21 protein-coding genes are annotated in these 22,816 nt (G+C 73.9%); 7 read left to right on the top strand and 14 right to left on the bottom strand.

The window, feature by feature from the left end; genetic code table 11:
- Positions 1-32: 32 nt before the first annotated feature.
- From OG455_RS19820 to OG455_RS19780, 9 genes are all read right to left on the bottom strand, one after another.
- On the bottom strand, positions 33-446 hold the full coding sequence (locus OG455_RS19820; protein WP_266295562.1) for a nuclear transport factor 2 family protein: 414 nt from the start codon (positions 444-446) through the stop codon (positions 33-35).
- A gap of 119 nt (positions 447-565) precedes the next feature.
- Positions 566-2,185, bottom strand: a complete 1,620-nt coding sequence (locus OG455_RS19815) for an FAD-dependent monooxygenase (RefSeq protein ID WP_266295560.1) — start codon at positions 2,183-2,185, stop codon at positions 566-568.
- Positions 2,182-2,967 carry an HAD family phosphatase gene (locus OG455_RS19810; protein ID WP_266295558.1) on the bottom strand — a complete coding sequence of 262 codons (786 nt, stop codon included), beginning with the start codon at positions 2,965-2,967 and terminating at the stop codon, positions 2,182-2,184. The genes OG455_RS19815 and OG455_RS19810 overlap by 4 nt, the downstream gene beginning before the upstream one ends.
- Before the next feature lie 141 nt (positions 2,968-3,108).
- The gene (locus OG455_RS19805; RefSeq protein ID WP_266295556.1) at positions 3,109-3,366 is read right to left on the bottom strand and encodes an acyl carrier protein; all 258 of its coding nucleotides are present in this window, start codon (positions 3,364-3,366) and stop codon (positions 3,109-3,111) included.
- Between the two features lie 94 nt (positions 3,367-3,460).
- Complete coding sequence (locus OG455_RS19800; RefSeq protein WP_266295554.1) at positions 3,461-4,462, bottom strand: beta-ketoacyl-ACP synthase III; 1,002 nt, start codon at positions 4,460-4,462, stop codon at positions 3,461-3,463.
- Positions 4,463-4,708: 246 nt separating this feature from the next.
- Positions 4,709-5,419 (bottom strand): AAA family ATPase, encoded by a 711-nt coding sequence (locus tag OG455_RS19795; protein ID WP_266295552.1) that lies wholly within the window; start codon positions 5,417-5,419, stop codon positions 4,709-4,711.
- Positions 5,416-5,613 (bottom strand): hypothetical protein, encoded by a 198-nt coding sequence (locus OG455_RS19790; protein WP_266295550.1) that lies wholly within the window; start codon positions 5,611-5,613, stop codon positions 5,416-5,418. Before OG455_RS19790 ends, OG455_RS19795 begins: the two co-directional genes overlap by 4 nt.
- Positions 5,610-6,656, bottom strand: coding sequence for an AvrD family protein (locus OG455_RS19785; RefSeq protein WP_266295548.1), 1,047 nt, complete (start codon positions 6,654-6,656; stop codon positions 5,610-5,612). Before OG455_RS19785 ends, OG455_RS19790 begins: the two co-directional genes overlap by 4 nt.
- Before the next feature lie 282 nt (positions 6,657-6,938).
- Positions 6,939-7,487: a carboxymuconolactone decarboxylase family protein gene (locus OG455_RS19780; protein WP_266295546.1), complete on the bottom strand. Its 549-nt coding sequence runs from the start codon at positions 7,485-7,487 to the stop codon at positions 6,939-6,941.
- Positions 7,488-7,674: 187 nt separating this feature from the next.
- On the opposite strand from OG455_RS19780, the gene OG455_RS19775 reads away from it, so the two are divergent.
- On the top strand, positions 7,675-8,925 hold the full coding sequence (locus tag OG455_RS19775; RefSeq protein ID WP_266295544.1) for an MFS transporter: 1,251 nt from the start codon (positions 7,675-7,677) through the stop codon (positions 8,923-8,925).
- 112 nt (positions 8,926-9,037) lie between these two features.
- Here OG455_RS19775 and OG455_RS19770 read toward each other — a convergent pair whose 3' ends face one another.
- Positions 9,038-9,535 carry a GtrA family protein gene (locus OG455_RS19770; protein ID WP_266295542.1) on the bottom strand — a complete coding sequence of 166 codons (498 nt, stop codon included), beginning with the start codon at positions 9,533-9,535 and terminating at the stop codon, positions 9,038-9,040.
- A 93-nt stretch (positions 9,536-9,628) separates the two neighbouring features.
- Here OG455_RS19770 and OG455_RS19765 point away from each other — a divergent pair, with 93 nt between their 5' ends.
- The 6 genes from OG455_RS19765 (at position 9,629) to OG455_RS19740 (ending at position 17,249) form a co-directional block, all read left to right on the top strand.
- Complete coding sequence (locus tag OG455_RS19765; protein WP_266295540.1) at positions 9,629-11,203, top strand: FAD-dependent monooxygenase; 1,575 nt, start codon at positions 9,629-9,631, stop codon at positions 11,201-11,203.
- Between the two features lie 270 nt (positions 11,204-11,473).
- A complete protein-coding gene (locus tag OG455_RS19760) occupies positions 11,474-13,894 on the top strand; it encodes a protease pro-enzyme activation domain-containing protein (protein WP_266295538.1) in 2,421 nt (806 codons plus the stop codon).
- Positions 13,895-14,314: 420 nt separating this feature from the next.
- Positions 14,315-15,277 carry a hypothetical protein gene (locus OG455_RS19755; protein WP_266295536.1) on the top strand — a complete coding sequence of 321 codons (963 nt, stop codon included), beginning with the start codon at positions 14,315-14,317 and terminating at the stop codon, positions 15,275-15,277.
- Between the two features lie 114 nt (positions 15,278-15,391).
- Positions 15,392-15,865 (top strand): HPP family protein, encoded by a 474-nt coding sequence (locus OG455_RS19750; protein WP_266295534.1) that lies wholly within the window; start codon positions 15,392-15,394, stop codon positions 15,863-15,865.
- A gap of 44 nt (positions 15,866-15,909) precedes the next feature.
- Positions 15,910-16,383 (top strand): SAM-dependent methyltransferase, encoded by a 474-nt coding sequence (locus OG455_RS19745; protein ID WP_266295532.1) that lies wholly within the window; start codon positions 15,910-15,912, stop codon positions 16,381-16,383.
- Between the two features lie 83 nt (positions 16,384-16,466).
- Positions 16,467-17,249, top strand: a complete 783-nt coding sequence (locus OG455_RS19740) for an RNA methyltransferase (RefSeq protein ID WP_266295531.1) — start codon at positions 16,467-16,469, stop codon at positions 17,247-17,249.
- Here the strand turns inward: OG455_RS19740 and OG455_RS19735 are convergent.
- Genes OG455_RS19735 through OG455_RS19720 form a run of 4 tightly spaced genes read right to left on the bottom strand, consistent with a single transcriptional unit; the run spans position 17,133 to position 22,798 of the window.
- The gene (locus tag OG455_RS19735; protein WP_266295530.1) at positions 17,133-19,340 is read right to left on the bottom strand and encodes an FUSC family protein; all 2,208 of its coding nucleotides are present in this window, start codon (positions 19,338-19,340) and stop codon (positions 17,133-17,135) included. The two genes, OG455_RS19740 and OG455_RS19735, sit on opposite strands and share 117 nt — an antisense overlap.
- A gap of 10 nt (positions 19,341-19,350) precedes the next feature.
- Entirely contained in the window at positions 19,351-20,754 is a 1,404-nt protein-coding gene (locus tag OG455_RS19730; RefSeq protein WP_266295529.1) for an HTTM domain-containing protein, read from the bottom strand.
- Positions 20,751-21,401, bottom strand: a complete 651-nt coding sequence (locus OG455_RS19725) for a DUF5819 family protein (protein WP_266295528.1) — start codon at positions 21,399-21,401, stop codon at positions 20,751-20,753. Before OG455_RS19725 ends, OG455_RS19730 begins: the two co-directional genes overlap by 4 nt.
- 50 nt (positions 21,402-21,451) lie before the next feature.
- Positions 21,452-22,798, bottom strand: a complete 1,347-nt coding sequence (locus OG455_RS19720; protein ID WP_266295526.1) for a rhodanese-like domain-containing protein — start codon at positions 22,796-22,798, stop codon at positions 21,452-21,454.
- Positions 22,799-22,816 lie beyond the last annotated feature (18 nt).

The following is a 22,816-nucleotide window of genomic DNA, read 5'->3' as shown; positions in this document are numbered from 1 at the left end:
CCGCGGACTGGGGGAGCCGGGCGGGCGCCGGCTCAGGCGGTGAAGGCCTCGGAGGCCGCGTGGCTGTCCTCGAACATGTGGTACGTCCGGATCACGCCGTCCACCACCCGCACGTGGAGGGCGTAGTCGGAGACGAAGCGCTTGCCGGTGGCCTTCACCAGGTGGGTGAAGCTGCCCAGGGCGATCGCGTTCTCGCCGTCCACGATCACCTGGTCGACGGCGAACGCCTCGGTGGTGACCAGCTCGTAGCAGTTCTCGAGGAAGGCGTCGATCTCCGCCGGGGTGCTGCGCCGGCCGGTCCACGGGACGTTCGCCGCGCCGGGCACGTTCCAGTCGGTGCCGTCGGTGAAGAGCTCCAGGACGCCCTTGCGGTCGCCGCCGCCGAAGCGGGTGAAGAACTCCTGCAGGGTCTCGCCGGTGCCCAGGGTGGTCTGCTCGGTGGTCATGATGATCCTCTCGGTGGATCGGTAGTGTTTCTGATGATTGGTCAAGAAGGTTTGATAGTAGGGACGTTGGCAGGAAGGACGGCTCAGGCGGCTCAGGCGGCTCAGGCGGCTCAGGCGGCTCAGGCGGTGACCGGCTGCGCGGCACCGGCGGTGGTGGCGGGGGCCAGGTCGGCCAGCCGGTAGCGCAGCCGCTCGGCGTGGCTCACCGCGGCGCGCTCGACCAGGTGCCCGTCGGGGCGCACCAGCGCCAGCACCGGCTCCTTGCCCAGGTGGCGGCGGAGCTTGCGGGCGGCGTGGCCACTCAGCCCGCCCAGGTCGAGCACCTCGGCCTGACCGGCGAAGAGCCCGCGGGCCTCGCCCACCTGGGCGGCCCAGTCGGCGGGCGCCGTGCGACCCGGCCAGAGCAGGACGGTGTGGCGGTAGGCGTCCAGCGCCGGGGTGCCGTCGGGGAGCGCGGGGCCGGCGAAGAGCGGCAGCCGCTCCCCCGGCTTGGCCAGGGCCTGCCTGCGCAGCACCAGCGGCCGGTTGTCCAGGTCGCCGTAGTTGGTGTCGGTCTGGCTGAGCAGCGGCACCAGCACCCGCTGCAGCACCCCGACCAGCCGGCCGGCCACGAAGATCGCGTCCCGGCGCAGGCGGCGGGCCGGGCTCTTCTGCATGGCGAACTTGGCCTGGGCGGCGGAGGTGGCGGACATCCGCTGGGCGCTGGCCAGCCGCTCGGGCTCGTAGCTGTCCAGGATCGAGGCGTCCAGACGCCCGTTGACCACCCCGGCCAGCTTCCAGGCGATGTTGGCCGCGTCCTGGAAGCCGACGTTCATGCCCTGGCCGCCGGCCGGGCTGATCGCGTGCCCGGAGTCACCGGCCAGGAAGACCCGGCCGCGCCGGAAGCCGGACGCCATGCCGAGCCGGGGGCGGAAGGAGCGGGTCCAGAGCGGTTCGCCGACCGTGATGTCGATCTTGGCGCGGCGCCGGATGATCTCCTCCAGCAGCTCGCGGGGCGGGTTGCCCTCGCCCTCCGCGCGGTGCGGGATGTTGGCGGCGATCCGGTACTGGCCGCCGGCCAGCGGGACCAGCGCGACCACCCCGTCCGGCGCGTAGTAGTAGCCGGTGTCCTTGGGCGCGTCCCCGTGGATGGGGGCGTCCCCGATCGCGTAGCTGACGTCGATCGGCTCGCCCTCGAAGCTGATCCCGAGCAGGTTGCGGGTGGTGCTGCCCGGACCGTCCGCGGCCACCACCCAGGAGGGGCGCACCAGTTCGGTCCGGCCGTCCGGGTGGCGCAGGGTGACCACCGGGGCCGCCCCGGTGTCCTCGACGCCCTCGATGGCCTCCAGCGCGACGCCGCGCTCGACCACCCCGCCCAGCTCCGCCAGCCTGGCCCGCAGGATCCGCTCGCTCTCCCGCTGCGGCAGGGTCAGCACGAAGTTGTAGGGCGAGTCGGGGTGCCGGTCCAGGTGGGCGCTGCCCAGGTGGCGGCCGTCCGAGAAGTAGCCGACGGCGTCGCTGCGGTGGCCCGCCGCCACCAGTTGCTCACTGACCCCGATCCGGCGCAGCAGCTCCAGGCTGCGCGGCCAGAGCAGGATGCCCTTGGAGTGCGGGTCGTCCTCGTCCAGCACGGCCTGACGGTCGATCAGCCGGACGTCCACGCCCTGCTGCAGGAGCTCACTGGTGATCACCATGCCGACCGGGCCTGCGCCGATCACCAGCACGGCGGGGGCGGACGGGTCGGTCGTCTTCCGGTTCACTCTGCGTCTCCAATTCCATGGGTAGTAGTCGCGCTCGGGGCGCTCGCGCTCGGTACTGGGAAGGGGCGGGTGGGGGCGGGTGCAGGGGTCGGTGCAGGGGTGGGGGTCGGTGCAGGGGTGGGGGTCGGGGTCAGCCGGGGCCAGCCGTGCGCGGCCGCCGCCCGGAGCAGCTGCTCGTCCTCGCCGACCACCACCGGGTGGCCGACCAACCGCAGCAGCGCGAGGTCGGAGCGGTGGTCGCCGTAGCCGTGGCAGTCGGCCGGGTCGATGCCGCGGCCGGCCGCCAACTCGGCCGCGGCCAGCGCCTTGCGGGCGCCCAGCATGGGGCGGCCGACCTCGCCGGTGTAGCGGCCGGCCCGGATCTCGGGCCGGGTGCAGAGCACCGCGTCGGCGCCCAGCTCCTCGGCGAGCGGGTCGAGCACGGCACCGAACGAGCCGGAGACCAGGACCACCAGGTGGCCCGCCGCCCGGTGCTCGGCCAGCACCGCCAGCGCCTCGGGGCGGAACAGGTCCGCCCGCTCGGCCCGGTACCAGCGGCGGCCGGCCTCGGCCAGCTCGGTGACCGGTCGGCCGGCCAGCAACCGGAAGTACGCCCGGTTGGTGGCCGCTCGGGGGGCGCCGGCCAGGGTCATGGCGCGCAGTCGCTCGCGTTGCGCCGCGTAGGCCTGGTGGGGCAGGCCGCGCGAGGCCATCTCGTGCCGCAGGAAGCGGAACAGGGTGGTGCTCCGGGTCAGCGTTCCGTCGACGTCGAAGAACGCGGCGCGGGTGGGGAGTTCGGCCATGACGGTCTCCTTCGACAGTCGGCGGGACGGGGGAGCTGTGGGGGACCGGGCGGGTGGGGCGTGGGGGACCGGGCGCGGGGAGGCGGGCGGGGTGGGGGTGACCGTCCGCCTCCCGTCGTGCGGGCGGCTCGGGCGCGGCCGTCAGGCGGCGACGGCCAGTGCGGCCGCCTTGGCCTCGATCAGCTCGGCCAGCTCCCGCACCGTGGTGGTCTCGGCCACCTCGGTCTCGCTCAGCGGGATCTGGTAGTCGCTCTCCAGCGCCACCGCGAGCTCCACGAAGACCAGGGAGTCGAAACCGAGCTCCTCGAAGTCGGTCGTCGCGGTCAGCTCGTCCGCGCCGTAGCCGTACTTGACCTGGAGCAGCTCGATGACCTTCTCGGCGATCTGGGTGGTGGACATGGTCTGGGTTCTCCTTGGCAGGTGTGTATGTGGGGGTGTTCGATCGATGAGTGACGTGCGGGTGAAGCGAGGTGACGATCCGTCAGCCGATCCGTCAGCCGACCGTGACGTCGGGCCAGACCAGGGCCGCGGAGCCCCAGGCGAGGCCGCCGCCGAAGGCGGTCAGCGCCACGCGGTGGCCCGGGAGCAGCTCGCCGCGCTCGGCGGCGGCGGCCAGGGCGAGCGGGATCGAGGCGGCCGAGGTGTTGCCGACCTGGTCCAGGTGGACCACCGCCCGCTCCTTCGGGATCCCGAGCAGTTCGGAGACCGAGTGCAGGATCCGGACGTTGGCCTGGTGGCCGACGATCCGGTCCACCGTCTCGACCGGCCAGTCGACCTTCGCCAGCACCGACCGGGTCGACTTGGACATGTGGGTGACGGCCTGGGTGAAGACCTCGCGGCCCTGCATGGTGAACCAGCTGGTGTCCTGGTCCGGCGGCAGGCCGCCGGAGCGCTGGCGCGAGCCGCCGCCCGGGATCACGATCAGGTCGGCCAGGCTGCCGTCGCTGCCGAGGTCGAAGCCGAGCAGCGCGCCCGGCTCGTCGTCCTGGCCGGCCCGCAGCACCACCGCGCCGGCGCCGTCGCCGAAGAGGATCGCGGTGCCGCGGTCCTGCGGGTCGAGGATCGAGGTGAACGCCTCGGCCCCGATCACCAGGACACTCTCGGCGGTCCTGGCCGCGATGGCACCGGCGCCCACCGAGAGGGCGTAGACGAAGCCGGCGCAGACCGCGGCGACGTCGAAGGCGGGGATCTGGCCCAGGCCCAGCCGCGCGGCCACCTCGGGGGCGGTCCCCGGCAGCGGGTGGTCCGGCGTGGCGGTGGCGAGCACCACCAGGTCGACGGCGTCCAGGCCGGCCGACTTGAGGGCCCGCCCGCCCGCCTCCACGGCGAGGTCGCTGGTCGCGCCGCCCGGCTCGACCGCGTGGCGTTTCAGGATCCCGGTGCGGGTTCTGATCCACGCATCGGTGGTGTCCAGGCGCTCGGAGAGCATCTGGTTGGTGATCTCCCGGGGCGGGACCACGGCGCCCAGGCCGGCCAGGACGGCTGCGCGGCTCATCGGGCACCTGCCGGGGTGGAGTGAGTGGACATCGGGTGGGCCTTTCGCTGGTGTGGCGCACTGGGTGGGGCACTGGGTGGGGCACCGGGCCCCCGGTCGGTACCCGGCGCCGCTGGGCGGACACCGACCGGGGCACGGGCCGCGCACTTGTGGTCAGGTTCTGAGGGACACTCAGTGATCAGGAGCCGGGGCGGGCCGTCCGGCCCGGGCGGGCTCAGGCGGGTGCGGGCTCAGGCGGGTGCGGGCTCAGGCGGCGGCGAGCGCGCGCTCCTTCTCGTCCCGGATGTCGATGCCCTTGTACTCGGAGCGGGCCTTGTCGATCGCCTGACGCGGCGTCATGACCGGAGTGAAGCCGAACCGGTCGGCGATGGTCTCCAGCCGCTGCTCGACGTCGCCGCCGATGATGTGCACCGGCATGCCCAGCTCGTCCAGGGTGCGCAGCAGGGTCTCGTCGGCCAGCGTGCGGAACCGCTCGTTGACCGGGCGGTGGCCGTCCTTGGCCAGCGGCAGTTCGTTCTTCAGGTGGACGAAGGCGTCGAAGGACTGCTGCACGTGCAGCTTCAGGGAGACCCCGAGGCGCTCCATGACCTCCTCGAAGAACTTCAGCTCCGCGGTCTTGTCGACGTCCACGTCACCCAGGGCTATCGAGGCGTTGGGGTTGATGCCGACCTGCACCCGGATCGCGCCGTAGATCCACTCCTGCAGCGAGGAGCCGTCCGAGATGAAGCTGCCCAGGCTAAGCGCCCGCTCGTGGGCCACCCGCTCGGTGTGCCGCACCACGATCATCTGCAGCAGCTCGGCCGCGGTGCACTCCTCCAGCGTCTTGCCGGGGGCGGCCTCGGGCAGGATCTCGCGCATGGTGCGGGCCATGGTCCGCGGGACGCCGGTGTAGTGGGAGAGGGCGATCGAGGTCAGGGTCTTGCCGGAGGAGTAGGTGCCGGAGATGCCGAGCTTCATGACGTGCCTTCCAGAGTGGGCCGGCGGTAGGTGGTGCCGGCGGAGGTGTGGCGCGGGTACGTGCTGGTGGAGCTGGTGTTCCCGGGGGTGTTGCGGGTGCCCTGCCGGGTGTTCAGGCGGGCCCCGCGAACGACGATCAGGTGGAGGAGTTCCGCGGCGGTGGCGCCGGCCAGGTCGTCGGGCGCCGCTGTCACGCGGCGGCCCGCAGGACGGCCTGCTCCTCGCTCGCGTGCGCCGCCTCGGGCAGCTTGTGGGTCACCGAGCAGACCACCCGGACCCCGCCGGTCTCGGCGACGATGTCGGCGTTGCGCCAGTCGGCGCCCTGCGCCTGGACGATCTGCGCCGCTTCGAGGATCGCGGTGACCGGCGCGGCCTGCGCACCGGGGCGGTCGGGACGGCTGCTCTCCAGCACGGTCCGGCGCATCCACAGGGTGTTGGAGTCGGCGCGGGCCACCGAGTCGAGCTCGTAGAGCAGCACCTGGCCGAGCTGGAGGGCGGTCACGAAGGCGTCCACCAGGGTGATCCCCGGCTGGTAGGCGCCCTCCAGGCCGCGGGTGCCGATCGCCTCGGACGGGGCGGCGGTGACCGCCAACTTCCCGTCCACCGTGGGGACGAGCCCGTGGGCGTCCACCCGCAGGTCGGTCAGCGCCTGGCGGTGGGCCCGGTAGCCGGTGCCGTAGGGCCGCTGCTCGACGGGGCCGAGCAGGTCGTCGCGCACCTCGACCCGCGCCCCGGTGCCGGCCGCGTGCTCGACGGTGCAGCGCACCGTCATCCGGCCGATCCTGCAGACCACCAGCGAGACCAGCGCCTGCTGGTCCAGCGGTGCGACCGGGCTCTCCTTGAGCTGCGCGCTGGCCGGGAAGGCGGTCAGGCCCTCCTCCTGCGGGGCGGCGCCGGCCCGGATCTCCACCTTGCGCAGCCAGGCCGCGCGGCGCTGCTCCTCGGTCAGCCCGTACCGGGCGGTGAGCGCGGTCTCGGCCAGCTGGGCGGCGAAGAGCAGCGCGTCGATGGTGCTCAGGTGCGGGGCGAGCTTGCCCGCCTTCTGCTTCACGGACCAGTCGACCGGGTAGAGCACGCCGGCCACCGCGTTCAGCGTCTGGTGCTCCTCGTCCCAGGACAGCTGGTGGACGCGCTGCCCGACGCGGCGGTAGCCGCTGCCGAAGAACCGGCTCTCGGCCGGGCCGAGCAGGTCGTCGATCGAATCGCTGAGCAGGAGGGGGGACATCAGATCGGTCATCGTCGGATCACTTTCCCGTTGAGTGGTTCATCGAGGGATTTTCGGTGATGCGCGGTTCCTGGTGCGGATATTCACGTGCCTCGTGCCTTGCCGGTATTTCCTGATTCCGATCGGGCGGTCCTTCCGGGCCTTCTTGCTTCCGGCCCTTTCCGTTCCGCCCCCTCGCTTTCGTGTTTCCAACATTAGGCCGTCGGCCCGGGGGTTGGAATTCCCCTTGGGGTGCGGCCCCGGAGTCCGAAAGGAGTATCGAACTGCCTCTCGACAGGCGGGGCCGCCACCGCGTCACCGGTCGGCGAGCGCGCCGACCTCGACCAATGCCTTGCGGGCCACCGCCAGCGCGTTGAGGGTGCGCGGGATACCGGCGTAGAGGGCCACCTGGGACAGCGCCTCGATGACCTCCTGCGCACCCGCGCCGGCCCGCACCGCGCCGGCCACGTGGAAGGCCAGCTGCGGCTCGGCGTTGCCGAGGGCGGCCAGGATGGAGATGGTGGCCAGCTCCCTGGTGCGCAGGTCGAGCGCCGGGCGGCTGGTCAGCGTGCCGAGGCCGTGCTGGATGTGCGCGCCGAGCGCCGGGGCGAAGTCGGCCAGCGACTCCCAGGGCGCCGCGCCACCGGGCGCGGCCAGGCTGCGGAACACCCCGGCGGCGGCCGCGGCGACATCCGTCGGCGCGCCGTCCCCGGCGGCCGTCACCTCGGCGGCCGCCGTCTCCTCAGCGGCCGCCGTCTCCTCAGCGGTCCGCCGGATTTCCGCGGCCTCCTCGACGGTCCTCTCGATTTCCTCGCCGGCGGCGCTCCGGTGGGCTGCGGCGGCGTTCGCGACTACGGTCGTCATGAATCTCTCTCCTCGGCTCCGAGTGGAATGCCTCCACGGTAGGCACGAAATTCGGGGCCGCTGTTCGAAATTCCCCCGAGGGAGCGCCGAACTACCTCCATGGAGACATGCCGATGCCTCCCAGGACACCTCCCACTGCCCCCTCGGAGCGATGCCCGTAGGGGGGACCGGGGGCTAATTTCGCGGCATGACCATCAACCAGGCAGAACTCGATCAGAGCGCGGTGCGGCCGGTGCCGGCGGCCCCGGTGGCCGGTGGCGGGATATCCTCCCGGCTGGCCAGCATCCTCGCGGTCACGGCCGGATTCTCGGCCGCCAACATCTACTACGCCCAGCCGCTGCTCACCGCGATCGGCTCGACCTTCCACGTCGGCAGCGCCGCCGTCTCCCTGGTGGTCACGGCCGGCACGGTCGGCTTCACGCTCGGCATGGCCACCCTGGTGCCGCTCGGCGACCTGCTCGACCGGCGCAAGCTGGCCGTCGCCCTGCTCTCGGTCGTCGCCCTGTTCCAGCTGATCGCCGCCGGCGCCCCCTCGCTGGCGGTGCTGATCGGCGCGGCCCTGGTCGTCGCGACGGCCTCCGTCGTCTCCCCGCTGATGGTGGCCTTCGCCGCCACCCTGGCCGCGCCCGAGGACCGCGGCCGGGTCACCGGCAAGGTGATGAGCGGCGTGCTGATCGGCATCCTGCTGGCCCGCACGGCCGGTGGCCTGCTCGCCAGCGCGGCCGGCTGGCGCTCCGTCTACCTGGTCTCCGCGCTGCTGGTGCTGGTGCTGGCCACGCTGCTCTGGCGGGTGCTGCCCACCGCGCGCGGCGAGGCCCAGGTCAGCTATCCGCGGCTGCTCGCCTCGGTGCCCAAGCTGCTCGCCGAGGAGCCGCAGCTGCGGCTGCGCAGCGCCTTCGGCTTCGTCTCGCTGGCCGGCTTCAACGTGCTCTGGACCTCGATCGCCTTCCTGCTGGCGGGCGCCCCCTACCACTACGGCACGGCGCTGATCGGGCTCTTCGGCCTGGTGGGCGCGGTCGGCGCGACCGCCGCGCGGATCACCGGGCGGGCCGCGGACCGCCGGCTCGACCGGCCCGCCACCGCGGGGCTGCTGGCGCTGGTGCTGCTCAGCTGGGGGCTGATGGCGCTGAACGGCGGCGGCTGGCTCTGGGCGCTGATCGCGGGCGTGGTGCTGCTGGACTTCGGCGTCCAGGGCATGCAGGTGATGAACCTGAGCATCATCTACCGGCTGCGCCCCGAGGTCCGCTCCCGGCTCACCACCGCCTACATGACCATCTACTTCCTGGGCGGCGCGGCCGGCTCGGCCGCCTCCGGCTCGGCGTACGCCGCCTGGGGCTGGGACGGGGTCTGCGCGGTGGGCGCCGCGCTGGCCGGGGTGGCGCTGCTGATCTGCCTGGTCGAGGCGGCGCGGGCCCGGCGCCAGGCGCCCACCGCCTGATCCGGGCGCCCCGGCACCGTGGTACCCCGTGGGCCCGCCGCACCGTCCTGGTGCGGCGGGCCCCTGCCGCGTCCGCCCGGGTGCGCGCCCGTTCCCCGGCGAGCCGACCGCCTCAGGTCAGCCCCCCCGGCGCCCGGACCACCCGACGCAGCACCAGGAACCGCACCACCGTCCCCACCGCGTTCGCACCCAGCAGCGCGGCCAGCTCCTGGCTCCGGGTCGCCCGCGGATCCACCGCGCCGAGTGCCGCCAGCACCCCACTGCTCAGCGCCAGACCCACCAGCAGCGCCACCCCGCCGCCCAGTTGGTGGCGCAGCACGCCCTGCCGCCCCGTCACCCCGAAGGTGAACCGGCGGTTCGCGGCCGTGTTGGCGACCCCCGCCACCAGTTGGGCGAGCGCGTTGGCGACCAGCGCGACGGTGAGCCGGCGCAGCCCCAGGTAGAGCAGCAGATAGGTCGCGGTGCCCAGCGTCCCGACCACGGCGAAGCTGCCCAGCTGGCGCCAGAGCCGGGCCCCGCCCCGGCGCCCCGCGCCGGTCGGTGAGCGACCCGCCACCCCGCCCCGTCCCCTCGCGTCGTCGAGCGCGGTCCAGGTCCGGACTCTTCCCACGGTCGATGAGATTCACAGCACCGGATGGGCCCGCGATGATGGGAAGCTGAGAAAGCAGTGAGATCGAGCTAGCGACCTTGGGGAGTTGAGCCCATGACGGATCAGCAGGCGACCAGCGAGGAGTCGGCCTCGGACGCCGCTCCCGACCTCACCAGTGACGTGATCGTGGTCGGCGCCGGCCCCACCGGGCTGTTGCTGGCCGGCGATCTGGCCGCCGCCGGGGTGCGGGTCACGGTGCTGGAGCAGCGCGGCAAGGAGTCCAACCTCACCCGCGCCTTCGCCGTGCACGCCCGCACGCTGGAGCAGTTGGACGCCCGCGGGCTGGCCGAGGAGCTGATCGCCACCGGCACCGCCGTGGCCGAGCTGCGGCTCTTCGACCGGCTGCGGCTCGACCTGAGCAGGCTGCCGTCCCGCTTCCCGTTCGTGCTGATCACCCCGCAGTCGCAGACCGAACGGCTGCTGCTGGAGCGGGCGGTGAAGGCGGGCGCGGTGCTGCTGCGCGACCACCGGGTGACCGGCCTGCACCAGGACGCCGCGGGCGTGACGCTGACCGCCGCCACCCCGGCGGGCGGCGCCGAGCACCGGGCCCGGTACGTGGTGGGCGCCGACGGCGTGCGCAGCACGGTGCGCGAGCTGGTGGGCATCCCGTTCCCCGGTGAGTCGGTGGTCAGCTCGGTGCTGCTCGCCGACGTGCGCCTGGAGCGCGCGCCGCAGGAGGTGCTGACGGTCGGCGCCAGCGAGGACGGCTTCGGCTTCCTGGCCCCGTTCGGCGACGGCTGGTACCGGCTGCTCGCCTGGGACCGGACCCGCCAACTGCCCGACGACGCACCGGTGGAGCTGGCGGAGCTCGCCGACATCGCCCGCCGCGTGCTGGGCGTTGACTACGGCCCGCACGACGCCCGCTGGTTGTCCCGCTTCCACAGCGACGAGCGCCAGGTGCCCCGCTACCGCGACGGGCGGGTACTGCTCGCGGGGGACGCGGCGCACTGCCACTCACCGGCCGGCGGCCAGGGCATGAACACCGGCCTGCAGGACGCCGCCAACCTCGGCTGGAAGCTGGCGGCGGTGGTGCGCGGCCACTCCCCCGAGACGCTGCTGGACAGCTACCAGGAGGAGCGGCACCCGGTCGGCAAGGCGGTGCTGCGCAGCTCCGGCGCGCTGATCCGGCTGGGCCTGGCCAGGAGCGCGGCCACCCGGGCGGCGCGCTCGGTCGCCACCGCGCTGGCCGGCTCGGTCGACCCGCTGGTCACCCGGGCCGCCCGGACCGTCTCCGGCGTGAGCGTCAGGTACCCGGCCGCGCCGGGCGCGCACCCGCTGGCCGGTCGCCGGGTCCCCGACCTGCGGCTGGCCCAGGACGGCGCGGACGCTCCGGGCCGGCTCTACGAGGCGCTGCGCGCGGGCGAGTTCGTGCTCGTCACCGCCGACGAGCGGGCACCCGGCAGCCGTGTCCCGTTCAGCGCGCTGGAGGCGGCCGTCACCGAGCCGTGGGCCGGCCGGCTGGTGCACGCCGCGCCCGCCGACCCGCACGGCAAGCTGCGCTCCACCGTGCTGCTGGTCCGCCCGGACGGCTACGCGGCCTGGGCGGCGGCCGACCCGAGCCGCGCCGAACTGCGGGCGGCGCTCACCCACTGGCTGGGCGCGCCGAACCAGGAGGCGCCCGGGAATTGACCCGGGGCCGCGGGCCGGGTGATGGTTCGCAGTGGACCAGACCACTCGCGGCGGGAAAGGGCGGGGGCGGGGCGGGGCGGCGCATTCACTGTATAGAAATGCCTCCATTCAGTTCAGGTTCCACCAATGAACACTTGACTGTTATTTGGCATTTCATTACCTGAACATGGGTCAACTCCCAGCAAATCTCTGGGATGTTCTTCCCAGCGTTCTCGACCCCCGGAACGCGTGATCCCCTGCCGGCCATGCACGCCGGCCTGAGGAGGACCCGTGCGACCCCGCCCTCTCGCCCTCGCCGCCGCGATAGCCCTGCTCCCGCTGTGCGCAGCCTCGCTCTCGGTCACCGCCGCACAGGCAGCCACCCCCAACGCCTCGGCCCCGCGCGTGGCGCTGCCGAACACCGTGACCCCCGCGGTCGCCCACTCGCAGAAGCAGGGTGACGTCCCGGCCGCCCAGCAGCTCTCGGTGGCGGTCAGCCTCAAGCTGCGCAACACGGCGGACCTGGACAAGTTCCTGGCCGACGTGGCCAACCCGGCCTCGGCGAACTACGGCCACTACCTCACCCCGGCCGAGTTCACCGCGCGCTACGCGCCGACCCAGGCGGATGTCGACCACGTCGTCGCCTTCCTGAAGTCGCAGGGCCTGACCGCCTCGGTCAGCGCGAACCGCCAGGTGATCGACGCCAAGGGCAGCAACGCCCAGATCGCGCAGGCCTTCGGCACGCACGAGAGCGCGTACTACGACGCCTCCGACGCCAAGCAGTTCTTCGCCAACGACAACGCCGCCTCGCTGCCGGCCGACGTCGCCGCGATCGTGGACGGCGTCTCCGGTCTGAACAACAAGACCGTGCGCACCCCGGAACTGGCCAAGCCGAACACCTCGCACCCGCTGGCGACCCCCAGCGGCTACGGCCCCAGCCAGTACGACGGCGCCTACAACCTGAACAAGGTGGGCGCGGACGGCACCGGCGTCAAGGTCGCGCTCTGGGAGTTCGACGGCTACACGGCGTCCAACCTCAGCACCTACGACAAGCAGTACGGCCTGACCGGCCCGGCGCCCACCACGGTCCCGGTCGACGGCCAGAGCTACGACAGCGCCCCCGGCGACGGCCAGGGCGAGGTCGAGCTGGACAGCGAGATCATCAGCGGCGTGGCCCCCAAGGCGACCCAGCTGGTCTACGAGGCCCCCAACAGCGACCAGGGCGAGATCGACATGGCCGCCAAGATCGTGGCCGACGACCAGGTCTCGGTCATCTCGATCTCCTGGGGCGGCTGCGAGCCCGACACCACCCAGTCCTCGATGACCGCGGTGGACACCTCCTTCAAGCAGGCGGCCGCCGAGGGCATCTCGGTCTACTCCGCCTCCGGTGACGACGGCTCGCGCGACTGCACCCGCTCCACCAGCGGCGCCTCGGTCAAGTCGGTCGACTTCCCCGGCTCGGACACCTACGTGACCAGCGTCGGCGGCACCAACCTGCAGGTCTCCGGCACCTCCTACTCCTCGGAGAGCGCCTGGAGCACCGCCGGCGGCGGCGTCTCCACCGTCTTCGCCAAGCCGAGCTGGCAGACCGGCACCGGCGTGAGCGGCACCATGCGCACCGTTCCCGACGTGTCCTCCAACGCCGACCCGAACAGCGGCTTCGCGATCTACACCCAGGGCACCAGCGGCCCGGCGTGGCAGCAGTACGGCGGCACCAGCGCCGCGGCCCCGCTCTGGTCCGGCTTCACCGCGCTCTTCAACCAGAAGGCCGCCGCGGCCGGCAAGGCCAACCTCGGCCAGGCCAACCCGGCGCTGTACGCGGTCGCCAACAGCAGCAGCTACGGCACCTCGTTCCACGACGTGAAGACCGGCGCCAACCAGGACTTCAAGGCCGGCACCGGCTACGACCAGGTCACCGGCTGGGGCACCCCGGTCGCCGACGCGCTGACCACCGCGCTGCTCGGCGGCGGCGGCACCACCGGCGGCAACACCGTCACGGTGACCAACCCGGGCACCCAGTCCGGCACCGTCGGCACCGCGGTCTCGCTGCAGGTCAAGGGCGCTGACAGCGCCTCGGGCCAGACCCTGACCTACACCGCGACCGGCCTGCCGGCCGGCCTGTCGATCAGCTCCACCGGCCTGATCACCGGCACCCCGACCGCCGCGGGCACCTCCTCGGTGACCGTCACCGCCAAGGACGCCACCGGCGCCACCGGCTCGGCGACCTTCGGCTTCACCGTGGCCACCGGCTCCACCGGCTGCACCCCGGCCCAACTGCTCGGCAACGCCGGCTTCGAGACCGGCACCGCCGCCCCCTGGACCGCCAGCACCGGCGTGGTCGACAACTCCTCCTCCGAGGCGGCCCACTCGGGCAGCTGGAAGGCGTGGCTGGACGGCTACGGCTCCACCCACACCGACACCGTCTCGCAGAGCGTCACCATCCCGGCCGGCTGCAAGGCGACCTTCAGCTTCTGGCTGCACGTCGACACCGCCGAGACCGGCACCACGGCCTACGACAAGCTCGCCGTGACCGCCAACGGCACCAACCTGGCCACGTACTCCAACGTGAACGCCTCGACCGGCTACGTGCAGAAGAGCTTCGACCTCTCCTCCTACGCCGGACAGACCGTCACCCTGAAGTTCACCGGCACCGAGGACTCCTCGCTGCAGACCAGCTTCGTCATCGACGACACCGCTGTGAACGTCGGCTGACAACCGCGCCACCGAGCCTGGACATCGGCTGACACGCCGAGTCATTACCTGGTAGCTCCCTGAGACCGAATTGCGGAAAATCCCAGGTAGTGAGATCCCGCCGGTATCGGACCACCGTCCGATACCGGCGGGATTGTTGCATTCGCGTTTCATCGGTTTGGAGATCCGAGCAAACCCGCGTGAAAGTAATTTGTCGTGACCACTGTCATACCAGCGGGTAGATGACGTAGCCTCTGGTCCCTGCGTAAGGTTCCTGCAGCTCGGTGCCGTCCCCACAACGGCACCGAGCCGGTCCCGCCGCGTGCGTCCTCGGACAGCTTGGCGGCTGGTGGGGAAGGGTTAATTCGCATGGGCACGTATTACCCGCAGAACACCGCTCATCTCCGCCTGGTGGATGAGCGACCCCCGCGCGCTGTCACGGTGCGCAAACTGGTTCCCGCTTCCTGTCCCACCGCTGACCAGCGCCCGGAGGCCGCCGAACAGCGCCCGGCCACCGCCGGGTTCGCCGAGACCCTGCACGGCGCGATCGAGGCCAGCGGCCTGAGCCTGGACCGGATCCGCACCGAGTTGGACCGACAGGGCGTCAGAGTCAGTGTCACCACGCTGAGTTACTGGCGGCGCGGCCGCAGCCAGCCCGAACGCGCCTCCTCGGTACGGGCGGTGGCGCTGCTCGAAGAGCTGCTCGGGCTGCCCGGCAGCACGCTCTCCGGCCTGCTCGGCCCACCCCGCCCGCGCGGGCGCTGGGTCGGCGGCGCCGCGCAGGACAGCTTGCCGGTGGCCACCATCTGGCCCGAGGAGCAGCGGATCGCCGAGGTCTTCGCGGAGCTGGACGCGCCGCCGATCGGCGAGTTGGAGCGGCTGAGCGTGCACGACGCCTGCTACGTCGACGCCGACCGGTTCGGCAGCCAACTGAGGACCCGTCAGGTGGTGCGGGCCACCACCGCCGGGGTCTCGCGCTGCCTGGTGGTGCACCAGGCGGACGAGGACGCCGGCGGCTGCCCCGAGCTGACCTCGGTGCGGCACGCCCGGCTCGGCCGGGTCCGCCGCTGCCCGGAGATCGGCCTGCTGGTCGCCGAGCTGCTGCTGGACCGCCCGCTCGGGCTCGGCGACTCCACCGTCTTCGAGTACGAGGTGGAGCTGCCGCCGGGCGGCCCGACCACCGTCTACGGCCGCCGCTTCGCCGCGCCGGTGCGCGAGTACGTGCTCCAGGTGCACTTCGACCCGACCGCCGTGCCCGTCCACTGCGAGCGCTACGAGCGCGACCCGGGCGCCGTGGTGGACCGGGTGCGCGAGCGGCTCTGGATCGGCGCCTCGGCCAGCGCCCACGTGCTGGCCACCGAGCAGCAGCCAGGCCAGAGCGGCATCCGCTGGGAGTGGGAGTAGCCCGGCCTCCACCGGCCGTCCACTCCTTTGCCCAGCAGGCAACATGCCTGTCCCACTGTTCAACAGTTTGATTAATCTCCTGGTCAAGCCCCCCTCGTGACCAGGAGCCGCCGCATGTCCGCACCCCGCCCCCACCCCCTGCACGTGCTGCGCGCGTCGAGCTTCGCGATCGGCGCCCTGCTCCTGCTGGTCGGCGTCGGCGTGCTGCTCGGCGAGCCGTTGCTGATCCCGCCGCTGGCCGCCAGCGCCGCCCTGGTGCACGGGGCACCCGGACTGCCGATCTCCCAGCCGCGCAACCTGGTCGGCGGCCAGCTGCTCGCCGCGCTGATCGGCTTCGCGGTGCTCGCCGTCACCGGTCCCAGCGCCTGGGGGGCGGCGGTGGCCGCCGGCCTGGCGCTGGGCGCCATGCTGCTCACCCACCTCTCGCACTCGCCCGCGGCGGCCACCGCCGTGATCGTGGTGCTGCAGGGCCCGCGCCTGCTGCCCTTCCTGCCGCTGCTGCTGCTCGCCACCGGCCTGCTGGTCGCGATCGGCGTGCTGGCCGGGCGGCTGGGCCGGACCGCCGTGCGCTACCCGCTGAGCTGGTAGTACGCAATGATCATCGGTACACCCACCTACCCCTGGGGGAGACGATGAGCACCGCAGAAGCCCTGACGCTGCGCCCGATCGGCCTGGTCACCGGCGGCCGTACCGAAGTGGTCGACGACGACTGGGGCCAGGTCGCCGCGGTCATCCGGCTCGACCCGACCCAGTACACCGAGGAGGCCCTGCGCGGCCTGGACGCCTTCTCCCACCTTGAGGTGGTCTACCACTTCCACAAGGTCGCCGAGGAGAAGATCGAGACCACCGCCCGCCGCCCGCGCGGCAACCCCGAGTGGCCCGAGGTCGGCATCTTCGCCCAGCGCGGCAAGAACCGCCCCAACCGCCTGGGCGTCTCCCGCTGCCGCCTGGTCCGGGTGGACGGCCTGGACGTCCACGTGCTCGGTCTGGACGCCGTCGACGGCACCCCGGTCCTGGACCTCAAGCCGTGGATGGCCGAGTTCGCCCCGATCGGCGCCACCGGCCAGCCCCGCTGGGCCACCGAACTGATGCGCGCCTACTACTGAGCCGCCTCCCGCCCCCGCCGGCTCCGCCCCGCCCGGCCGGTACCCCGGCCTGACGGACCCGTTCGGCGTGCGAGAGTGCTGGCATGACCGACCACGATGCCCCCGACCTCGTGCTGCGCCGCTGGCGGGCGGCGGCCGCGGACCCGTCCACCGTGCTGATCGACGGGTTCCACGCGCTCAAGCACACCCTGCGCTTCGGCGGTGAGGTACGGCAGTTGCTCACCACCGACCGGGCGGCGCTGGCCGAGCTGGCCGCGACCCTGGCCCCGGACCTCGCGCCGGCGCTGGCGGTCGCGGTCGAGGTCCCGGCGCCGGCACTGCGCGAGCTCGTCGGACGACCGCACCCGACCGGGGTGGCCGCGTTGGCGGTGCGCCCCGACCCGGAGCGGGCGCTGGAGCGGCTGCGCGCCCTGCCGCGCCGGGCGCCCGTGGTGGTGCTGGACAACCCGCGCAACCTGGGCAACGTGGGCGCGGTGGTCCGCCTGGCGGCCGGCTTCGGCGCCACCGGCGTGGTGACCACCGGCGACCTGGACCCCTGGCACCCCACCGTGCTGCGGGCCGGCGCCGGCCTGCACTTCGCCACCGACGTGGCCCGCCTGGCACCCGACGGGCTGCCGCCGGGGCCGCTCTACGTGCTGGATCCGGACGGCGAGTCCATCCACGCCACCGAGCTGCCCGACCAGGCGCTGCTGGTCTTCGGCTCGGAGCGGCACGGGGTGGGCGAGGAGCTGCGCTCGCGCGCCGACGCGCTACTGGCCATCCCGATGCGCCCGCTGGTCTCCAGCTTCAACCTGGCCACCTCGGTCGGCATGGGCCTCTTCCACTGGCAGTCCCGCAGCCGGAACTTCGGCGGCACCGCCCGCTGAGGGCCGCAGCGCCCGCTCCAGCTCGCCGAGCGCCTGCACCAGCAGCCGGCTGCCCGACCGCACCACCGCGAGTTGCCCGGCCGGTCCCGGCGCGTCGCCCAGACTCTCCTCGAAGGCCCGCTGCGCCTCCCGCACCGCCGTGAAGTCGGCCGCCGTCCCGGTCAGCACCCCCGCCCCGGCGGCCGCGGTCGCGTCGGCCAGCAGCCGGCCGAAGGCGAGGGCCCCGGGCACCGGCTCGCCCTGGCGGTCCGGCAGGTGGGCCTCCATCAGCAGGGTGACCCTGGAGAGGAGGCCGAGCGCCTCCCTGGCCCGCCCCAGCTGCCGGCGGCTCAGCTGCGGCGAGTGCGCCCCGTGCCGCACCGGCTCGGCGGCGGCCAGCTCGCGCGCCTGCAGGAACTCCGCCCTGGCCTCACGCGTGTCCAGCAGCGCACCACGCACGGCACCCGGCTCGCGGCCGGCCGGATCGCCGTAGCCGACCAGCACCGCGGCCGCGTACCGGCCCACGGCGGCGATCCACTCCGCGGTCCGCTCCGGCAGCCTGGCGGTCTCCCAGGTCGGGAAGAGGGCGTAGCCGAGCAGTGCCACGGCGCCGCCCAGCAGGGTCATCAGGATCCGCTCCCGTGCCGTCTCCAGCGGCGCGCCGGGCTCCAGGCCGAGCAGGAAGACCACGTAGGCGGAGATGCAGGTGGTCATCACCGCGTAGCCGGTCCGCAGGGTCAGGTAGGCCCCGAAGATGCAGAGCACGGCCAGTGCGCAGGCCACCCGGTCGGCGGGGTCGAAGAGCTCCACCACGCCGGTGGCCAGCAGCACCCCGACCACGGTGCCCGCCACCCGCGCGATGCCCCGGCTGTAGGTCTGCACGAAGTCGGGCCGGATCACCATCGCGGCGGTCATCGCCGCCCAGTAGCTGTGGTGCAGGCCGGTCAGCCGGGCCAGCACGTACGCCGCGGTGACCACCCCGGAGAGCCGCACCGCGTGGTGCAGCACCGGCGAGCGGGCCCGCAGCTGGTGGCGGGCGGTGCGCACGGCCACCGGCACCATCCGGGCCAGGCCCGGGCGCAGCAGCGAGCCGCCGGGCCCGGGCACCGGCGTCTCCAGGGTGGAGTCGGCGTCGCGGTCCAGGGCGCCGAAGGCCCGGCCGAGCAGGGTGGTGAGCCGGTGGGCCGCGCGCAGCGCCGGACCGTGCAGCACCGGCTGCAGCGGGGCGGTCAGCGCGGCGGGCGCGGTGGCCGACCAGGAGGCCGGCTCGCCGGTGCGGATCGCCCGGGCCAGCGCGTCCAGCACCTGGGCGGCTCCGGCCAGCAGCTCCCTGGCCCGGTCCCGCTCGGGGCCCTCGGCGGCCGCGCCGATCTCGGGGTCGGCGATCGCGGCCAGGGTGGGACGGATCCGCTCGGCCAGGCCGCGCAGGCCGCCCAGTTCGGGCGGTCGGCGGCGCCGCTGCCAGGGCGTCAGGGCGGCGGCGTGCCGGGCGGTCATCAGCGGGGCCGGGTCGATGAAGGCGTGCGGGTCGTAGCGCAGCCGGCGGGCGTAGTCGGCCAACGAGGCGTACGCGTCGGCCAACGCGTCGCGCTGCGCGCCCCAGGTCTTGACCGGCCAGAGGGTGATCACCAGCGCCTGGACCCCGCCGCCGAGCGCGCAGAGCAGCGCGTGCGCGACGGCGGTCGGCACGCTGACCGGCAGCTGCACCACCACCAGCATCACGGTCAGCGTGTTGGTGGCCACCACCCCCGCGCTCGGGCCGAGCGACCAGGCCAGGCCGGCCCCGAAGGCCCAGACGGCGAGCAGCACCGGGAAGAGGCCGGGCACCGAGACCGCGAGGTAGCCGAGGAAGGTGCTGACGCCCAGGCCCAGGCCCGCGGCCAGCGCCAGCGAGGGGCGCGGCCGGAAGCTGCGCTGGAAGGTCGCGGTGCCCGCGATGAAGGCGCCCATCGCGGCCGAGGTGGCCGGCCGCGGCCCGCCGATCGCCAGCACCGGGAAGAGCACCAGCGCCACCGCGAGCGCCCCGCGCGCCGCCCGGTAGGGGTCGCCCAGCGCCCGCTCGAAGCGCAGGGCCGCGCGCCCGGTGTGGCGCAGCGCGGCGATCCAGGGCATACCGGACAGTCTAGGGCGCCACCCGCCGCCGACCAGCGGCCGAGCGGACCGGGCGGACCGGGCGGACCGGGCGGAGCCATCCGGCGACCCGGAGCAGCGCCCCGGTGGGCAGGAAGACCGCGTCCGCCGCGACCATCGCCAACGAGAAGATCGGCAGGCCGAGCAGCACCGCGATCGCCAGGTGCTCGGTGATCATCACGGCCAGCAGCACGTTCTTCACCCGCCGGTTGACCAACGTGAACGGGAAGGCGACCTGCACCAGCACGGTGCCGTACGAGAACAGGAAGACCAGCACCGCGCTCCCGCCGAGCAGCGCGGACAGCCCCGGCCAGGGGGTGAAGTAGTCCAGGTGCAGCGGGTAGTAGAGGGCACTGCCGTCCTGCCACCGCGAGCCCTGCACCTTGTACCAGCCGGCCGTCGAGTAGACCAGCACCACCTGCGCCGCGATCACCGTCATCGCGCAGTGGTGCAGCATGGTGGCCAGCGCGTCCAGCACCGCGCGCACCTCGCCGTCGGGCCACCGGCGCCCGAGCAGCCACCACAGCGCCGCGACCGCCCAGAGAAGCCAGAACAGCACCGACCAGCCGACGTAGGGCCAGCCGGCACCCCGCCAGGTCAGGTGGCCGGTCAGCTGGGCCGCCGTCAGCAGCGCGCCGCAGAGCGCCCAGAGCAGCACCCCGACCGCGTCGATCCGCGGCCGGCCGTCGCCACCACCCCTGGCCCGCCGCCGGGCGTCCAGCGACCAGACCTCGGAGCACCGGGTGAAGGCCAGGTAGATCGCCATCAGGTGGACGATGTTGTCGCCGCCGTCGCCGACCAGGATGTCGCGGTTCTGCACCGAGAGCACGGCCACCAGGAAGAGCACCGAGCTGAACCTGGTCCGCCAGCCGAGCAGCATCAGCACCCCGGCCAGGATCGCCAGCAGGTAGCAGCCCTCGAACCACCAGCCCTCGTCCCGCCAGACCAGCACGGTGAAGGCGTGCGTCTCGCCGAGCAGGTCGCGGGCCAGCCCCTGGCTCCACGGCGAGCGGTCGCCGTACAGCACCCGGCGGTTGGGCCACTCGCGCAGCAGCTGCAGGGTGAAGACCAGCGCGAAGCCGACCCGCACCACGGCCGCCTGGTGGCGGGCCAGCGGCCGGGCGGCGAAGGCGGTGCAGCCGGCCAGCACGGTCCGGCGCAGCTCCGCGCCCAGGCCCCCGCCCGGGCGCGGGGCGGGGCGCGGCGGCAGTGGCGGGGGCTGCGGGACGGACGCCGACTCCTGGCGCGAGGGACCGCTCTGCCGCGGGATGCCGGCCGGGCGCCCCTCGACTTCCCGTTCCGGCTCAGGCCGCGCCGTCCCGGGCAGCGCCGTCCCGGGCCACTCTGCCTCCGGCCGCCCCGTCTCGGGCTGCCCGGTCTCCGGCTGCCCGGTCACGACAGCCCCCGGTAGTCCGCCACGCTCACCGGCCACCAGGGCAGCTCCCGGTACTGCGGCGCGGTCGACCAGCGCTGGGTGCTCCACGGCGGCGGCGCCACCGCCGTGGTCACCGCGCGCAGCTCGACGCCGGTCACCGGGGCGCCGTCCAGGGTCGGACCGAGCCGCTGCAGCGCGATCCGCTTGAGGTACTCCTGGGCCAGCGCGCCGCGCTGGCCGATCGGGCTCTCGTCCGAGCCGTGCGTGCTGTCGTAGAAGTCCCAGGCCCGGCGCAGCAGGTTCTGGTCCACGTGGCTGGGCACCGGGTTGCCGCGGATCGCGGCGATGTCCTGGGCGGTCAGACCGATCCAGGCGCCGTCGCCCGCGGCGCTGCGCAGCCGGGCGTCGACGCTGATGTTCTGCTGCAGCGGATCGGGCGCGAAGAGCTTCCAGTTCTGCTCGAACTCGGGGTAGACCAGCCCGTCGACCTGCCCCTGGTACCGCTGCGAGAGCGAGTTGGACGGCGCCACGCTCAGGAAGACCAGGCCGAGGAAGACCGCGGTGCTGGTCACCAGCGCCGTCCCCGCGGCCACCAGCACCACCTGCGCGGGGCGCGACCAGGCGCGTCCGGGCACCGGGTCGCCGGACCCGTCCTCGTCCGCCGCCATCCGGTCGCTCCCCTCCTGCCCCTCCGGCCCGCTCTGCCAGCCCCCAGGCGCTACAGCACGTATGCCGCTTCGCCCCGGCCGCTCACCATCGGCCGGCCGGCCTGGGCCCAGGCGAACATGCCGCCGTCCACGTTGTAGGCCTCCCGCTCCTGCTGGCCCACCAGGTACTGCACCACCTGCGCGGAGCGGCCGCCGACCCGGCAGACCACGTACAGCGGGACGTCGCCGGGCACCTCGCCGAGCCGGGCGATGAAGTCGCCGATCGGGATGTGCAGCGCGCCTTCGGCGTGGCCCGCGTCCCACTCGTCCTGCTCGCGCACGTCGACCAGCACCGCGTCGGCGGGGATCGTCTCGACCTGGACGGTGGGGATCTGCTGGAACATGCTCGGGCTCTCCTGTACGGGTGTCGGCGTCGGTGCCTCATTGTCCACTGAACTGTCCGCCGAACCAGCGGGCACCGAACCAGCGGGCACCGGATCGGCGGGCGCCGGATCGGCGGGCGCCGGATCGGCGGGCGCCGGCTGGGCCAGCAGCCGGGCCAGTTCGGCCTGCTGGTCGGCGGCCTTGGCGAGCAGCTGCTCGGCCAGCTCGGCCAGCAGCTGGTCCGGGTCGCCCGGCGCCATGGCCAGCAGCGAGCCCATCGCGGTGGACTCCAACCGGACCTGCTCGGTGGCCAGCTCGGCGATCCGCGCGCCCAGCCAGTCGAGGCGCTGCGACAGCCAGGCACCGCGGTCGGGCGCGGTGAGGTCGGGGGCCGACTCCGGCGCGGTGGACCACTCCTCGCTCAGCGCGGTCAGCGCCGCCGCGTCACCGCGCGCGTAGGCCTCGTTGGCCCGGGCGATGAAGGCCGAGCGGCGCTGCTGGTCGGCCGGGTCGGTGGAGAGGTCGGGGTGGGCCCGGCGGGCCAGTTCGCGGTAGAGCCGCTGGGCCTCCTTGCCGGGCCGCACCCGCCGCGGCGGCTCGGCGGGGCCCGCCGGGTCGTCGCTCCCACCGGTCCCACCCGCACCCGCGGCACCCGCGGCACCGGCATCAGCAGCCCCGGCAGCCCGTTGCTCGGCCTGCCGCACGCTGTCGAAGAGCGCGTCCAGGTCCGGCAGTTCGTCCACCAGGCGGCGCGCGTCCGCCGCCCGGCGCAGGTCCTCGGGGCTGCCGGTGCGCACCGCCACCGCCTCGGCGACCAGCGCCTCCAGCTCATCGATCCGGGCGTAGAGCGGCCCCAGCCGCTCGTGGTGGATCAGCGCGAAGTTGTCGATCTCGACCCGCAGGGTCTCGACGTCGACCTCCAGGGTCAGCCAGGCCAGTTCGGTGGCCGCGACCCGCTCCTCCAGCCGCTGCCGCTCCGGGTCCGCCCAGCGGACCGGACTCATCGCGGTCACCTGCTCGCCTCGCTCTTCCATCTGGTCCGTCCCTCCCGT

It is taken from the genome of Kitasatospora sp. NBC_01287, from assembly GCF_026340565.1.
Lineage (GTDB): Bacteria > Actinomycetota > Actinomycetes > Streptomycetales > Streptomycetaceae > Kitasatospora.
Note: the sequence above shows the minus strand (reverse complement) of the source record. Positions and strands in the feature narration are given on the sequence as shown.

What these genes read in the sequence shown, in the direction of transcription:
- OG455_RS19810 (WP_266295558.1), bottom strand. Translation starts at nt 2,967, where the DNA reads ATGGCCGAACTCCCCACCCGCGCCGCGTTCTTCGACGTCGACGGAACG.
- OG455_RS19775 (WP_266295544.1), top strand. Translation starts at nt 7,675, where the DNA reads ATGACCATCAACCAGGCAGAACTCGATCAGAGCGCGGTGCGGCCGGTG.
- OG455_RS19720 (WP_266295526.1), bottom strand. Translation starts at nt 22,798, where the DNA reads ATGGAAGAGCGAGGCGAGCAGGTGACCGCGATGAGTCCGGTCCGCTGG.
- OG455_RS19750 (WP_266295534.1), top strand. Translation starts at nt 15,392, where the DNA reads ATGTCCGCACCCCGCCCCCACCCCCTGCACGTGCTGCGCGCGTCGAGC.
- OG455_RS19820 (WP_266295562.1), bottom strand. Translation starts at nt 446, where the DNA reads ATGACCACCGAGCAGACCACCCTGGGCACCGGCGAGACCCTGCAGGAG.
- OG455_RS19795 (WP_266295552.1), bottom strand. Translation starts at nt 5,419, where the DNA reads ATGAAGCTCGGCATCTCCGGCACCTACTCCTCCGGCAAGACCCTGACC.
- OG455_RS19780 (WP_266295546.1), bottom strand. Translation starts at nt 7,487, where the DNA reads ATGACGACCGTAGTCGCGAACGCCGCCGCAGCCCACCGGAGCGCCGCC.
- OG455_RS19735 (WP_266295530.1), bottom strand. Translation starts at nt 19,340, where the DNA reads ATGCCCTGGATCGCCGCGCTGCGCCACACCGGGCGCGCGGCCCTGCGC.
- OG455_RS19725 (WP_266295528.1), bottom strand. Translation starts at nt 21,401, where the DNA reads ATGGCGGCGGACGAGGACGGGTCCGGCGACCCGGTGCCCGGACGCGCC.
- OG455_RS19740 (WP_266295531.1), top strand. Translation starts at nt 16,467, where the DNA reads ATGACCGACCACGATGCCCCCGACCTCGTGCTGCGCCGCTGGCGGGCG.
- OG455_RS19785 (WP_266295548.1), bottom strand. Translation starts at nt 6,656, where the DNA reads ATGACCGATCTGATGTCCCCCCTCCTGCTCAGCGATTCGATCGACGAC.
- OG455_RS19800 (WP_266295554.1), bottom strand. Translation starts at nt 4,462, where the DNA reads ATGAGCCGCGCAGCCGTCCTGGCCGGCCTGGGCGCCGTGGTCCCGCCC.
- OG455_RS19745 (WP_266295532.1), top strand. Translation starts at nt 15,910, where the DNA reads ATGAGCACCGCAGAAGCCCTGACGCTGCGCCCGATCGGCCTGGTCACC.
- OG455_RS19765 (WP_266295540.1), top strand. Translation starts at nt 9,629, where the DNA reads ATGACGGATCAGCAGGCGACCAGCGAGGAGTCGGCCTCGGACGCCGCT.
- OG455_RS19805 (WP_266295556.1), bottom strand. Translation starts at nt 3,366, where the DNA reads ATGTCCACCACCCAGATCGCCGAGAAGGTCATCGAGCTGCTCCAGGTC.